Annotated in this window: 14 protein-coding genes; 9 read left to right on the top strand and 5 right to left on the bottom strand. The window is 50.4% G+C overall.

All coding sequences use genetic code 11. From position 1 onward, the window contains the following. Position 1 precedes the first annotated feature (1 nt). Positions 2-793 (bottom strand): alpha/beta fold hydrolase, encoded by a 792-nt coding sequence (locus ACTU3N_RS21695; RefSeq protein ID WP_443088199.1) that lies wholly within the window; start codon positions 791-793, stop codon positions 2-4. 269 nt (positions 794-1,062) lie between these two features. Here ACTU3N_RS21695 and ACTU3N_RS21690 point away from each other — a divergent pair, with 269 nt between their 5' ends. From ACTU3N_RS21690 to ldtE, 9 genes are all read left to right on the top strand, one after another. After that, positions 1,063-1,695, top strand: coding sequence for a hypothetical protein (locus ACTU3N_RS21690; protein WP_443088198.1), 633 nt, complete (start codon positions 1,063-1,065; stop codon positions 1,693-1,695). A gap of 356 nt (positions 1,696-2,051) precedes the next feature. Beyond that, a complete protein-coding gene (locus ACTU3N_RS21685) occupies positions 2,052-3,143 on the top strand; it encodes a porin (RefSeq protein WP_443088197.1) in 1,092 nt (363 codons plus the stop codon). A 957-nt stretch (positions 3,144-4,100) separates the two neighbouring features. Continuing rightward, positions 4,101-4,457, top strand: a complete 357-nt coding sequence (gene sufA, locus ACTU3N_RS21680; RefSeq protein WP_443088196.1) for a Fe-S cluster assembly scaffold SufA — start codon at positions 4,101-4,103, stop codon at positions 4,455-4,457. A gap of 8 nt (positions 4,458-4,465) precedes the next feature. Next, the gene (sufB, locus tag ACTU3N_RS21675) at positions 4,466-5,950 is read left to right on the top strand and encodes a Fe-S cluster assembly protein SufB (protein ID WP_443088195.1); all 1,485 of its coding nucleotides are present in this window, start codon (positions 4,466-4,468) and stop codon (positions 5,948-5,950) included. 16 nt (positions 5,951-5,966) lie between these two features. After that, entirely contained in the window at positions 5,967-6,713 is a 747-nt protein-coding gene (sufC, locus tag ACTU3N_RS21670) for a Fe-S cluster assembly ATPase SufC (protein ID WP_443088194.1), read from the top strand. Continuing rightward, entirely contained in the window at positions 6,688-7,959 is a 1,272-nt protein-coding gene (gene sufD / locus ACTU3N_RS21665) for a Fe-S cluster assembly protein SufD (protein WP_443088193.1), read from the top strand. Before sufC ends, sufD begins: the two co-directional genes overlap by 26 nt. Then, a complete protein-coding gene (gene sufS, locus ACTU3N_RS21660) occupies positions 7,956-9,176 on the top strand; it encodes a cysteine desulfurase SufS (protein WP_443088192.1) in 1,221 nt (406 codons plus the stop codon). The genes sufD and sufS overlap by 4 nt, the downstream gene beginning before the upstream one ends. Before the next feature lie 11 nt (positions 9,177-9,187). Next, positions 9,188-9,604, top strand: coding sequence for a cysteine desulfuration protein SufE (sufE, locus tag ACTU3N_RS21655; protein ID WP_443088191.1), 417 nt, complete (start codon positions 9,188-9,190; stop codon positions 9,602-9,604). Between the two features lie 96 nt (positions 9,605-9,700). After that, a complete protein-coding gene (gene ldtE, locus ACTU3N_RS21650; RefSeq protein WP_443088190.1) occupies positions 9,701-10,708 on the top strand; it encodes a L,D-transpeptidase LdtE in 1,008 nt (335 codons plus the stop codon). A 69-nt stretch (positions 10,709-10,777) separates the two neighbouring features. Here the strand turns inward: ldtE and ACTU3N_RS21645 are convergent, their stop codons facing one another. From ACTU3N_RS21645 to ACTU3N_RS21630, 4 genes are all read right to left on the bottom strand, one after another. Then, the gene (locus ACTU3N_RS21645; RefSeq protein ID WP_007374746.1) at positions 10,778-11,014 is read right to left on the bottom strand and encodes a major outer membrane lipoprotein; all 237 of its coding nucleotides are present in this window, start codon (positions 11,012-11,014) and stop codon (positions 10,778-10,780) included. Positions 11,015-11,323: 309 nt separating this feature from the next. Further along, positions 11,324-12,736, bottom strand: a complete 1,413-nt coding sequence (gene pykF, locus ACTU3N_RS21640; protein WP_443088189.1) for a pyruvate kinase PykF — start codon at positions 12,734-12,736, stop codon at positions 11,324-11,326. Between the two features lie 14 nt (positions 12,737-12,750). Next, on the bottom strand, positions 12,751-12,945 hold the full coding sequence (gene ynhH, locus ACTU3N_RS21635; protein WP_443088188.1) for a protein YnhH: 195 nt from the start codon (positions 12,943-12,945) through the stop codon (positions 12,751-12,753). A 280-nt stretch (positions 12,946-13,225) separates the two neighbouring features. Further along, a complete protein-coding gene (locus tag ACTU3N_RS21630) occupies positions 13,226-14,017 on the bottom strand; it encodes an inositol monophosphatase family protein (RefSeq protein ID WP_443088187.1) in 792 nt (263 codons plus the stop codon). Position 14,018 lies beyond the last annotated feature (1 nt).

Genomic DNA, 14,018 nt, shown 5'->3' with positions numbered 1-14,018 from the left:
GTCATTTGCAGTGCTGAGTCAGAAAATCAACCATCAATTGCGAAACGAAAGCTGGGTTTTCCCGGTTGCTGATATGCGCGGCTTGCGGTATCACGGTAAAGTCGCAGCCGAGCTTTTTAGCCATGCGTTCACCTTCAGCGACAGGGCGCGGTAAATCCAGTTCACCAGTAGCAACATGCACCGGGCAGGTCATCGTGTTGAGCACGGATAAACGATCGGGTCGACCAAAAATCAATTTCCCGAGCGGGAGAATACTGGTGCGTAATTGTTCGGAGGTTAATGAGGCGAGATATGTGGTCAAGTGCTGTACATCCGCCGGATCGGCATGTTCTGAATAGAATTGCGAAACAACATATTCCAGCAGCGGGGATGTGACTTTACCGGTTGATGAAATAGCGTCCAGCATTTTTGCATATTTTTGCCACTCCTCTTCAGTCTCAGAACCGACAAAAGTATCCAGCAGCATTAACGCTTTGACCCGCTGTGGTGCCAGTGCTGCCAGTTCAGCGCCCCACATACCTCCGACCGATAACCCAACCACGGCAAATTTATTAATGTCCAGTGACTCGATCAGCGCTAAATGATCTTCGGCAATATCGGCCATCGAGGTGACGGTTTCAGGGAGGGCTGGAGAATCGCCGTGGCCCCATAAATCAGTGGCGATAACGCGAAAATGCTTTGCCAGAGATTCAATTTGTGGCGACCACATAGATTTATCAAACAAGAAACTGTGCCCTAAAAGAACAGGAAATCCTGAACCTACATCCAAATATGACATCGTCGATTTTGTCATCAATTCTCTCCTTGTCTGATGGCTCACTGTGTAAAACGTAATGAAATCATACCGAATAAGTGTTGCAGCTAACATTGTCAAAATCTCAATTATTCCTGAGCATTTTCTGGTATTCGCGTTTTTTGATATCGATACGGAAGAACTGTTTGTAATATAAGAAAATATCATGAAAGGATTGATGCTCTCTGTGTAGCAACGAATATGTCATCATCTCATTTTCATGTATTGCACATTCAGTTGTCTTAACTGTATTGGGGGGAGCGGGAGTGATGAAAATAGATAAAATTTCACCCGTTCCTCCTGCGATGCTTTCCCGTCAGGATCCCTCTCTTACGCTTTGGGATATCTGGGAGCGCTGGAAAACGTCAGTTCCGCCAGGGGCCGGTGAACAGCGCGATGTTGCTGTCCGTCGCATGGAAGCATGCATCGAAAACGAATCTCATCCTCTTGATTTACGTGAACTCTCCCTGAGTTCGCTACCGCCATTCCTCCCTCCCAACAGTAAGCTAACCGTAAGCGAAAACTTACTGGAAGGGTTGCTCAGGCATATGCAGCTTGACCGAAGTACAGACAAATGTGTTGCTGATTATATTGATAACTTTCTTTTTTATCATTTTGAGGATTTTTTTCAGGGAGAACTCACCGCAGATAACAGTAAATTTCTTCAAACACTCTTCTCGGAGAAAGGCGACAGTGCGGATGAAGCCATTAAGCGCGTAGTGATTGAGTTTGACAGCGAGCGCGATCTTATTCGCTCTCGCATCAGGGAAGGGTTGATTGCTTATATCAATTACAGTTTTGTCTCCGCGCAAAGCGGTGATTTTTCCGCTCTGAAAGCCGAGCTTGAAATCCTTTTACACGGCGAATTCTGCAAAACGGCATATCGTTGCTCTATCAAATAACATTATTGCCTAATAAAATCCTCCTGGATGATAATTAATCCCCCCTTAAATAACTACTCTTCTGGCTAATGAAATCATTGTTTTAAGATGGCATGATTTTCAGGCACGAAATGAACGTAGTTATCAATATTAAAACAAGTTTTGATAATGTGTTAATTTTCCGGGTAAATAACTTGTAATAAAATGCGTTCTTTTAACATTTGCTATTAGGCGATTTCGACTGGCACAGATAGTTACTGTTCTTTACGCACCGGGTATTTTCATATTTGAACCTTTTATTAAAGTAGTGGAGGCTGTTGGCGCTGTCATTGATTTAATGACATTTGCATTTCTATTTATCAAAAAGGTTATAAAATATGAAAAAAATCCTCTCTGTCCTCATCCCTGCTTTACTTATGGCTGGAACATCTCACGCTGCGGAAATATATAATAAAGAGGGTAATAAGTTAGATTTTTACGGCAAGGTTGATGCTCGCCACCTTTCCTCGCATGATAAGAAAAATAACGGCGATGCGACTTATGTGCGTTTCGGTTTTAAAGGCGAAACGCAGATCAACACTCAACTTACAGGTTACGGGCAGTGGGAATACAATATTCAGGGAAATAAAACCGAGAATGATGCGGCTGATACCGCTACACGCCTTGCATTTGCCGGGCTTAGTGCGCACGAATATGGCTCATTTGATTATGGTCGTAATTATGGTGTGATTTATGATGTAGAGGCCATAACCGATATGCTGCCTGCTTTTGGCGGCGATTCGTATTCAACCGCGGATAACTTTATGACCGGGCGTGCTAATAGCCTGGCAACGTATCGCAACCGGGGCTTATTCGGCCTGGTCGATGGGCTGGATTTCGCTGTTCAGTATCAGGGGAAAAATGGAGCCGCAGGTGAGAGCGTTAACGCGCGTAGCAAAGTGCTCTCCCAGAATGGTGAGGGATGGGGAGGCGCTGTTTCCTGGCATTTCGGCGACAGCGGGGTAACGGCAATAGCCGCATATGCAGGCTCTAAACGAACCGGCGATCAGCGCGTGAAAACATTTAATAACGCCAAAAATGCCGAGGCGTGGGCTTCAGGACTGAAATATGATGCGAATAATATTTATCTTGCGGCGAATTATGCCGAAACACACAATATGACGGCGCTTGCAGGCAACGATAGTGCGGTAAGCGATAAAGCAAAAAATCTTGAAGCTATTGCACAATATCAATTTGATTTCGGCCTGCGCCCATCTTTGGCTTATCTGCAATCAAAAGCAAGAAAAAATGGGCAGGTGTATACTCAGCTAAAATACATTGAAATCGGGTCATATTATTATTTCAATAAAAACATGACGGTCTATGCAGATTATAAATTGAACTTGTTGAAACATAACGATGCTTTTGTTAAGGCAAGAAATATTAAAACGGATGATATCCTTGCGCTTGGCATAATTTATCAGTTCTGATATTAAGACTGCAATGTGTTCTTTAAACTGTATCCACAGTTTATGATTTAAAAATTAACGGAGATCGTGTTTGATCTCCGATGTATGCCTGGCACAACGCATTTTTATAAAATTATTTTATGGGTTTTAATGCGGTCATTATAATCTGCAACACTGGTGATGTTGAGAACCATGCCTTTTATTACCTGCTTTGTCGTTGTTGTACATAACTCTTCGCCAGGCAAAAGGACGGGATCTGCTGCGCATTGCTCGCCTGTTTATACTTCTTACTTAAACTTACTTCTCTATTAAGATGCTTAGAGACAGAGCATTTTATGTTTGTCGGCATCAGGCAGGAAATTGATGAAAAATGCAAAATGGCTGGCGGTAATAGCCATTGCCGCCCTTTAACACCGGTTAAATCTGGTACGAGTGCAACAGCCGCAACAGCGAGTGGCTATATTTACTGGCGATGTCTGCCACCGCTCTGTTCGGGTGATGTCGTTCACCATCGACTCAGCGACGAAGCCTGTGGGGTTGCAGAACAAGGCTTACAGCCCTGCGACGTGAAGTCAAAACCCGGTACGATAAGGAAGAAAAGCGTTAATCGTCCAAAGCATGTTAAGTTAACCTGTAAGTCTGGTTTGCCAAACCAGACACGCATATGACTAACAGCTTGATCTCAGTGTATGTTTTTATATTACTGCATGTCTAAAATCCTATCTCAAAAATAGGTATTACCTATGCATGTTTTGTTTTTTGCTCAATTCCTCCCGAAATAGTTGTTAAATCCATTATTTATCAAATTATTAAACAATTTTTCACTTTGCTGTAAAGCCTTTCAGCAGAGTCTATGCTTATACAAAGTACCGGAAAAAGGGGCGGTTGCGTAATAACCCTGCGGAAAGCGGGTTGAAGTGATAATCATTATCACTAACATAGCATTATACCGTTCAGATTTGCGACGTGAGGTAAGCGATGGAATCTTTTAATCCGCAAGATTTTACGTGGCGCGGGCTGAGTATGACGCCTGCTGCCGCAGAACATATCCGTGCACTAACTGAAAAGCAGGATGGCGTACTGGGTGTCCGACTGGGCATTAAACAGACCGGCTGCGCCGGTTTTGGTTATGTGCTTGATACCGTAACGGAACCCAATGCTGATGATTTACTGTACGAATCTGATGGCGCGCGTCTTTATGTACCGCTTCAGGCGATGCCTTTTATTGACGGCACTGAAGTGGACTACGTGCGTGAAGGTTTAAATCAGATCTTCAAATTTCATAACCCGAAAGCTCAGCACGAATGCGGCTGCGGCGAAAGTTTCGGGGTATAGGCGGTACTATGTCACGTAATACTGAAGCAACAGACGATGTCAAAACCTGGACCGGCCACCTCAATTATAAAGAGGGGTTTTTTACCCGCTTAACCACTGATGAGTTGGCTAAAGGTATCAACGAAGAGGTGGTGCGTGCTATTTCCGCTAAACGTAACGAGCCGGACTGGATGCTCGAGTTTCGCCTGAACGCATTTCGCGCATGGCTGGAGATGGATGAACCCCATTGGTTGAAAGCCCATTACGATAAGCTCAATTATCAGGATTACAGCTATTACTCCGCGCCGTCATGCGGAAACTGTGATGATAACTGCGCCTCGCAGCCCGGTGCCGTACAGCAAACGGGCAGCAATACGTACCTGACAAATGAAGTAGAAGAGGCGTTTAATCAGCTTGGCGTGCCGGTACGCGAGGGCAGAGAGGTCGCCGTCGATGCAATATTTGACTCCGTTTCCGTTGCCACGACCTATCGCGAAAAACTGTCGGAGCAGGGCATCATCTTCTGTTCATTCGGCGAAGCGATTCACGATCATCCGGAACTGGTCAAAAAATACCTTGGCACAGTGGTGCCTTCCAATGACAACTTCTTCGCCGCGTTAAATGCGGCCGTAGCATCGGATGGCACCTTTATTTATATCCCGAAAGGTGTACGTTGCCCGATGGAGCTGTCGACCTATTTTCGCATCAATGCGGAGAAGACCGGGCAGTTTGAGCGTACCATCCTGATAGCCGATGAGGGCAGCTACGTGAGTTATATCGAAGGCTGCTCGGCGCCGGTTCGCGACAGCTACCAGCTGCACGCAGCGGTTGTGGAAGTCATCATTCACAAAGACGCTGAAGTGAAATACTCGACGGTGCAAAACTGGTTCCCTGGCGACAATAACACCGGCGGGATCCTGAACTTTGTAACGAAACGCGCGCTGTGCGAAGGCGAAAACAGCAAGATGTCCTGGACGCAGTCGGAAACCGGTTCTGCGATTACCTGGAAGTATCCGAGCTGCATTCTGCGCGGTGACAACTCCATCGGCGAGTTCTTTTCGGTTGCGCTGACCAGCGGTCATCAACAGGCCGATACCGGCACCAAAATGATCCACATCGGCAAGAACACCAAATCGACCATTATTTCCAAAGGTATTTCCGCCGGGCATAGCCAGAACAGCTATCGCGGGCTGGTGAAGATTATGCCGACGGCGACCAATGCGCGAAACTTCACACAATGTGACTCAATGCTGATCGGTCCGGATTGCGGCGCACATACCTTCCCGTATGTCGAGTGCCGCAACAACAGCGCCCAGCTGGAACACGAAGCGACCACCTCACGCATCGGTGAAGACCAGTTATTCTACTGCCTGCAGCGTGGCATCAGCGAGGATGATGCTATCTCAATGATTGTTAACGGTTTCTGTAAAGACGTGTTCTCCGAGCTGCCGCTTGAGTTTGCGGTCGAAGCGCAAAAATTGCTGGCTATCAGCCTTGAACACAGCGTCGGTTAAGAAGAAAGGACTAGAAATGTTAAGTATCAAAAATTTGCAGGTAAGCGTTGAAGATAAAGCCATCCTGCGTGGTCTTGATTTGGACGTACGTCCTGGTGAAGTGCACGCCATTATGGGGCCAAACGGCTCCGGGAAAAGTACGCTCTCTGCCACGCTTGCCGGGCGTGAGGATTATGAAGTCGTTGGCGGTAGCGTAACGTTTAAAGGGAAAGATTTGCTGGAATTATCACCGGAAGATCGCGCGGGCGAAGGGGTCTTTATGGCCTTTCAATACCCGGTGGAAATCCCCGGCGTCAGTAACCAGTTTTTCCTGCAAACCGCACTGAATGCGGTGCGCGAATACCGTGGCCAGGAGGCGTTAGATCGCTTTGATTTTCAGGATCTGATGGAAGAGAAAATGGCGTTGCTGAAAATGCCGGAAGATTTGCTGACGCGGTCGGTTAACGTTGGCTTTTCCGGTGGCGAGAAAAAGCGTAACGATATTCTGCAAATGGCGGTGCTGGAGCCGGCGCTGTGCATCCTCGACGAAACCGATTCCGGGCTGGATATTGATGCGTTGAAAATCGTCGCCGAGGGGGTGAACTCTCTGCGCGATGAAAAGCGCGCCTTTATTATCGTCACGCACTACCAGCGGATCCTTGACTATATCAAGCCTGACTTTGTGCATGTGCTTTCACAGGGGCGCATCGTGAAATCAGGTGATTTCACGCTGGTTAAGCAACTGGAGGAGCAGGGCTATGGCTGGCTTACCGAACAGCAGTAACGCACTACAACAGTGGCATCACCTGTTTGAGCTGCAGGGCGGTGCGCACTCCGACGCGGCACAGCAGCACCTGCAACAGATGCTGCGTTTAGGCCTGCCGACGCGTAAGCAGGAAAACTGGCGCTACACCCCGCTGGATGGGTTGCTTAACAGCCAGTTTGTCAGCGCCAGAGGCACCGTGGACGTGCAGCAGCGCGATGCATTGTCGCTGCCGGTAGACGCTATTCGCCTGGTGTTTGTTGACGGGCAGTTTAACGCAGCGCTCAGCGATGAAACTGCGGGCTGTGGTTTTGATATCTCGTTTGATGATGCTCGCCGGGAATTGCCTGCGCCGGTGCAGCCAGACGTCTTTTTGCATTTAACCGAAAGCCTGGCCCACAGCGTGACGACGATTACGGTTGCGCCAGGCCAGCGGCCGGCAAAACCGCTGCTGCTGATGCATATTACGCAGGGGCTGGCGAGCGAAGAAATGAACACGGCGCACTATCGCCACCACCTGGTGCTGGCGCAGGGGGCTGAAGCGACGGTCTATGAACACTATGTCAGCCTGAACGACAGACCGCATTTTAGCGGCTCGCGCCTGACCATGAGCGTGGCGGACAACGCTCATCTGCGCCACGTAAAACTGGCATTTGAAAACCCGCAGAGCTACCACTTTGCGCACAATGATCTGTTCCTGGGGCGGGATGCGACGGCGGAGAGCCACAGTTTCCTGCTTGGCGGCGCGGTGTTGCGCCACAACACCAGCACGCAGCTTAACGGTGAAAACACCCAGTTACGTATCAATAGCCTGGCGATGCCGGTGAAGTCAGAAGTGTGTGATACCCGCACCTGGCTTGAGCATAATAAAGGCTACTGTAACAGCCGCCAGCTGCATAAGACGATAGTCAGCGATAAAGGGCGCGCGGTATTCAATGGCCTGATTAATGTTGCGCAGCATGCTATCAAAACCGACGGTCAGATGACCAATAACAACTTGTTGCTGGGTCGCCTGTCTGAAGTGGATACCAAGCCGCAGCTCGAAATCTATGCCGATGACGTGAAGTGCAGCCACGGTGCGACGGTCGGGCGCATCGACGACGAACAGATGTTCTACCTGCGTTCCCGCGGCATTGACAGGCAGGCGGCGCAGAAAATGATTATCCATGCCTTCGCAGCTGAGCTGACCGAAGCTATCAGCGACGAGGCGTTAAAACAGCAAGTGCTGGCGCGTATCACCCGGCGCTTGTCAGGGGGCGAAGCATGAGTTTTCCTGTGAACAATGTGCGCGCAGATTTTCCCACGTTGCTGCGTGAAGTGAACGGACTCCCGCTGGCCTATCTGGACAGCGCGGCCAGCGCGCAAAAACCCCATCAGGTCATTGATGCCGAGGCGGAGTTTTACCGCCACGGGTATGCTGCCGTGCACCGGGGTATCCACACCCTGAGCGCAGAGGCGACCCAGCGGATGGAAAACGTTCGCAACCAGGCGGCGGCGTTTCTTAACGCCCGTCTGCCGGAAGAGATTGTGTTCGTGCGCGGCACGACCGAGGGCATCAACCTGGTGGCGAACAGCTGGGGGAACAGCCAGGTGCGCGCCGGGGATAACATCATCATCAGCGCGATGGAGCACCATGCCAATATTGTGCCCTGGCAAATGCTCTGCGAGCGTGTCGGCGCAACGCTGCGCGTGATCCCGCTAAACCAGGACGGCACCTTGCAACTGGAGATGCTGCCCACGCTGCTGGATGAACGCACGCGGCTGGTGGCCATCACCCATGTCTCGAATGTGTTAGGCACTGAGAACCCGGTGGCGGATATCATTACACTTGCTCACCAGTACGGCGCGAAGGTGCTGGTCGATGGTGCGCAGGCGGTGATGCACCATCCGGTAGATGTTCAGGCGCTGGATTGCGACTTTTATCTCTTCTCCGCCCACAAGCTTTACGGGCCGACGGGGATTGGCGTGCTGTATGCCAAAGAGGACATTTTGCAGGCGATGCCACCGTGGGAAGGGGGTGGTTCAATGATAGCTACCGTCAGCCTGACCGAGGGGACAACCTATGCCAAAGCCCCGTGGCGCTTTGAAGCGGGAACACCAAACACCGGCGGAATTATTGCTTTCGGTGCCGCCCTTGACTACGTTAACGCGCTGGGTCTGGAGGCTATCGGAGAGTATGAGCAGACGCTGATGCGCTATGCGCTGAACGCATTGCAGGATGTGCCGGATCTCACGCTTTATGGCCCTGTGCAACGCCAGGGCGTGATTGCGTTTAATCTTGGCAAACATCACGCTTACGATGTCGGGAGTTTCCTTGATAACTACGGTATTGCGGTGCGCACCGGGCACCATTGCGCCATGCCGCTGATGGCGTTTTATAACGTTCCTGCCATGTGTCGGGCCTCTTTGGTCATGTACAATACGCAAGAAGAGGTGGATCGCCTGGTCGCTGGCCTGAAGCGTATTCATCAGTTACTCGGCTAACGGAGGGCGAAATGGCAGCATTACCCGATAAAGAAAAATTACTGCGCAATTTTGGTCGCTGTGCCAACTGGGAAGAGAAATATCTCTACATTATCGAGCTGGGGCAGCGTCTGCCTGAACTCAGCCCTGAGGCGCATACTTCGCAGAATATGATTCAGGGTTGCCAGAGCCAGGTGTGGATTGTGATGCAGCGTAATGACGATGGTGTGATAGTGCTTAGCGGTGACAGCGATGCGGCAATCGTCAAAGGGCTTATCGCTATCGTGTTCGTGCTTTATCAGCAGATGACGGCGCAGGATATTGTGGCCTTTGATGTGCGTCCATGGTTCGAAAAAATGTCGCTTGCTCAGCATCTTACACCTTCTCGCTCGCAAGGCCTTGAAGCAATGATCCGCGCTATTCGCGCTAAAGCCAGCAACCTTAGCTAAACTTAAAAGACAGCTTTCATCCTGTGTGCGAGGCGTCCCCCGCCTCGCTGGACTTCAGCATTCTGGCACCTTGCCAGTGAATAACAGGAGCTCAGCATGAAACGCGCGTCTTTGATTTTCTTATGCCTTTTCGGCGCTCTAAGCGCCTCTTCACTGGCGCGTTCGGCGGAATTTCAGCTTTCACCGAACGGCAGCCGTCTTATCGGACAAAATCAGACTTACACAGTACAGGCAGACGATAAAAATCTGCAGGCTATCGCCCGGCATTTCGATACGGCGGCGATGTTAATTCTTGAAGCGAACGATACTATCGCCCCGGTTCCTGCGCCGGGCACGCAGGTGATAATTCCTTCCCAAATGCTGCTACCCGATACGCCCCGCGAGGGGATTGTGGTGAATCTGGCAGAGCTACGACTCTATTACTTCCCGCAAGGGGAAAACAGTGTGCAGGTGTATCCGATAGGGATTGGCTTGCAGGGGCTGGAAACACCCGTTTCTGTAACCCGGGTCAGCCAGAAGATCCCTAACCCAACCTGGACGCCTACAGCGGGGATACGCGCCCGTTCACGGGCCGCAGGTATCGAACTGCCCGCCGTTGTCCCGGCAGGGCCACACAACCCGCTGGGGCGCTTTGCGCTGCGTTTAGGAATCGGTAATGGGGAATATCTCATTCATGGCACTAATGCGCCTGACAGTGTCGGCCTGCGTGTCAGTTCAGGGTGTATTCGTATGAACGCGGCTGATATCGAAGCGTTATTTGCCCAGGTCGCTACGGGAACCCGGGTCACCATTATTAATGAACCGGTAAAATATGCGGTGGAGCCTGATGGCAGGCACTATATCGAAGTGCATCGTCCCTTATCGCAAAATGCCGGGGATAATACTCAGACGCTACCGATAACCTTCTCTCCGGCGCTTGAGAGCTTTATCAAACAGGCCGGGGGCGACAGGCAAATGATAGAGAAGGCGCTTGCACGCCGGGCGGGGTATCCGGTGGCAGTTCCTTCAGGAAAATCTGTGCCGACCAGTTTGTTATCTGTCCAGGCAGGCAACACGGTACAGGCAATGGATGCGGAAGCTGCAGGGGAGGTTATTGCGCAGTAGCAAACGCAGAGGGGAAATGTGGGGCAAAAAAAATGGCGCTCAATGAGCGCCATTTCATCACAGGAACTCTTACTTACGGTAAGAGTGAGCCTGGTTGTCCAGACGCTGGTTAGCGCGAGCTGCGTCGTCTTTAGCAGCCTGAACGTCGGAACGGATTGCGTTCACGTCGTTGCTCAGCTGGTCAACTTTAGCGTTCAGAGTCTGAACGTCAGAAGACAGCTGATCGATTTTAGCGTTGCTGGAGCAACCAGCCAGCAGAGTAGAACCCAGGATTACCGCGCCCAGTACCAGTTTAGTACGATTCATTATTAATACCCTCTAGATTGAGTTAATCTCCATGTAGCGTTACAAGTATTACACAAACTTTTTTGGGTTGAGAATATTTTTTTGATGGGAATCCACTTAAATTTGATCGTTCGCTCAAAGAAGCATCGACTTTGTATAAACAAGGCAAAAGGCGAGAGAAAACAGGGGATTTCCATCGGATTCATCTTACATAATGGCACGCTTAAATAGTGAAATCCGATTTGCTTTTTTATTTGCGCTGACTACGAGGAATATAAAAAAAGCGCCACGAGGGCGCTTTTTTTAGTAGTCTAAAAAGTCGGCTGGTTATTACAGCACGTGAACAGATGCTGTGTTGGTGGTACCGCTCGGAACCAGCGCGCCGGAGACCATAACCACGATATCGCCTTTGTTTGCCAGGCCGCTTTCCAGCGCCGCCTCTTTACCCAGACGATAGAAATCATCGGTAGAGGAGATCTCTTTTACCAGCTGCGGCACGACGCCTTTGCTCAATACCAGCTGGCGTGCGGTCACTTCATTGGTGGTCAGCGCCAGAATGGTCGCATCCGGGAAGTATTTACGCACAGCGCGCGCAGACTTACCGCCATGGGTCGCAACCACAATCAGCGGCGCTTCCAGTTTTTCGGCGGTTTCTACCGCGCCACGGCACACGGCTTCGGTGATACGCAGCTTACGGCTGTCATTGTTGTAATCCAGGCGGCTGGACATGACGCGATCGGTGCGCTCACAGATGGTCGCCATAATTGAAACGGCTTCCAGCGGATATTTACCTTTCGCGGATTCACCGGACAGCATCACGGCATCGGTACCGTCGAGAATGGCGTTCGCCACGTCGCCAGCTTCAGCACGGGTCGGGCGCGGGTTTTTGATCATGGAATCCAGCATCTGGGTGGCGGTGATAACCACTTTGCGTGCGCGGATACATTTTTCGATCATCATCTTCTGGGCGAAAATCACTTCTTCCACCGGGATTTCTACGCCCAGGTCGCCACGCGCAACCATGATGCCGTCAGACGCTTCGAGGATTTCGTCGAAGTTGTTCAGGCCTTCCTGGTTTTCGATTTTGGAGATGATTTGGATGTTATCACCGCCGTGCGCTTTAAGATGCTCGCGGATTTCAACCACGTCAGAACGCTTACGGATAAAGGATGCGGCAACAAAGTCGACACCTTGCTCGCAGCCAAAGATCAGGTCTTGCTTATCCTTTTCAGCCAGCGCCGGCAGAGCGATAGATACGCCTGGCAGGTTCACACCTTTGTTTTCGCCGAGGTCGCCGTTATTCAACACTTTGCAGATAACCTTGTTACCTTCAATCGCGGTCACTTCCATGCCGATCAAACCATCGTCAACCAGCACGGTATTGCCCACGCTCAGATCGTTGGTGAAACCTTCATAGGTCACCGCAACGATGTCAGCATTGCCGACTACGGACTTGTCAGTCGTAAAGGTGAAGGTCTGGCCGGCTTTCAGAGAAACATCGTTGCCGCCTTCCAGTTTAATGGTGCGGATTTCCGGACCTTTGGTATCCAGCAGAATTGCCGCTTTTTTACCGGTTTTGCTCATCACGTTACGCAGATTTTTAATGCGCTGACCGTGCTCAGCATAGTCACCGTGAGAGAAGTTCAAACGCATGACGTTCATACCTGCGTCAAGCATTTTCCCCAGCATCTCTTCGGATTCGGTTTTCGGACCGATGGTGCAAACAATTTTGGTCTTTTTCATGACAGTTCTGGTCTTTAAGTTTGAGTTGAGAAGGATATGTAAATCATGCTCCGGTGAGCCAGAGGCTGCGGAGACAAACTTGTGTTGCGAATGTTGTGACGTCCCCGTTTAAGGATAGGTGACATCAAAAAAGCGTGCAGAGTAATATGTGCCTGAGTTTCAGCCCAACCGGGAAGAGTGTGTTGTAAGTTATGTGTTTTACAGTTCAATCAGCTGAAACCATTCAAGAGTGAATAGGCCGCCATTATACGACGAAAAAGGGGCAATGGAAAACAAAAACACCGTTTCAAAACGTATTCGTGCAGTTTCACAATGAAGTGTTATCAACGTGTTAACTTAGCACAAAAAAGAAAAAGGTGTTTTGGCTGCCAACGTCCAGGTTTTACCCTGAAAACCGTAAAGGTTGCGGTAAAAAACGCTACATTTAGTACCGCTTCGCTTAAATTTACTGCAACCTTTATCGGCAAAAAAACGTTATGCTGTAACGTTTTAGCTGTTCAGAATGCGCAGCGCTTGCTCATGCAGATGTGGACAGCCTGATGCAAGAATTTGCCCACCGGCTTCAGGGCGATTACCGCTTAAGGTGGTCACGACGCCGCCGGCTTGCTCAATAATTGGAACAAGCGCAACGATATCATAAGGTTGCAGGGAAAACTCCAGGCATAAATCAATTTGCCCGGCGGCAAGCATGGCCATCGCATAACACTCGCCGCCATAACGGATCATTAATGTGCTGGCTTCCAGCGCGGCAAAATTCACATTTGGAAAACGCGATACCGGTTCGGGAGAGGTGGTGTGTAAAATCGCCTGATCGAGCGAGATACCTTTACGAGTCTGTAGCTGGAATGTTCCCAATGGGCCACGGTATCCGGCCTGCTGGCCATCGGCCCAGAAGCGTTCGCCGGTAAAAGGTTGATTCATCATGCCCATATGGCCGCGCCCCTCTACCGTCAGGCCAATCAATGTGCCCCACACCGGAAGACCACAGAGAAAAGGGCGGGTGCCATCCACCGGGTCCAGCACCCATCGCACCGGGCCGGAGCCGGTGGTGCCGAACTCTTCGCCCATGATCGCGTGGTCAGGATAGCGCGCCGTGATCAGCTCACGCATCACCCGCTCCGCTTCGCGATCGGCATCGGTTACGGGATCGAAACGATAGCCTTCTTTAGGCTTGCTGCTGACATGCAGCGAGCCTCTGGAGCGGAAACGCGGCAGCGTTTGTTTGTCGGCTGCATCGGCAAGTTCATGCAGAAAAGCAATATCGGGTATAACCTGGTTCATC

Origin of the sequence: Vagococcus sp. WN89Y, assembly GCF_052220145.1 — a bacterium.
Classification (GTDB): Bacteria; Pseudomonadota; Gammaproteobacteria; order Enterobacterales; family Enterobacteriaceae; genus Kosakonia.
Note: the sequence above shows the minus strand (reverse complement) of the source record. Positions and strands in the feature narration are given on the sequence as shown.

Coding starts and splice junctions, on each gene's coding strand:
- sufC (WP_443088194.1), top strand. CDS start 5,967: ATGTTAAGTATCAAAAATTTGCAGGTAAGCGTTGAAGATAAAGCCATC.
- ACTU3N_RS21630 (WP_443088187.1), bottom strand. CDS start 14,017: ATGAACCAGGTTATACCCGATATTGCTTTTCTGCATGAACTTGCCGAT.
- ACTU3N_RS21645 (WP_007374746.1), bottom strand. CDS start 11,014: ATGAATCGTACTAAACTGGTACTGGGCGCGGTAATCCTGGGTTCTACT.
- ACTU3N_RS21695 (WP_443088199.1), bottom strand. CDS start 793: ATGACAAAATCGACGATGTCATATTTGGATGTAGGTTCAGGATTTCCT.
- sufA (WP_443088196.1), top strand. CDS start 4,101: ATGGAATCTTTTAATCCGCAAGATTTTACGTGGCGCGGGCTGAGTATG.
- sufB (WP_443088195.1), top strand. CDS start 4,466: ATGTCACGTAATACTGAAGCAACAGACGATGTCAAAACCTGGACCGGC.
- ACTU3N_RS21690 (WP_443088198.1), top strand. CDS start 1,063: ATGAAAATAGATAAAATTTCACCCGTTCCTCCTGCGATGCTTTCCCGT.
- sufS (WP_443088192.1), top strand. CDS start 7,956: ATGAGTTTTCCTGTGAACAATGTGCGCGCAGATTTTCCCACGTTGCTG.
- pykF (WP_443088189.1), bottom strand. CDS start 12,736: ATGAAAAAGACCAAAATTGTTTGCACCATCGGTCCGAAAACCGAATCC.
- sufE (WP_443088191.1), top strand. CDS start 9,188: ATGGCAGCATTACCCGATAAAGAAAAATTACTGCGCAATTTTGGTCGC.
- sufD (WP_443088193.1), top strand. CDS start 6,688: ATGGCTGGCTTACCGAACAGCAGTAACGCACTACAACAGTGGCATCAC.
- ACTU3N_RS21685 (WP_443088197.1), top strand. CDS start 2,052: ATGAAAAAAATCCTCTCTGTCCTCATCCCTGCTTTACTTATGGCTGGA.
- ldtE (WP_443088190.1), top strand. CDS start 9,701: ATGAAACGCGCGTCTTTGATTTTCTTATGCCTTTTCGGCGCTCTAAGC.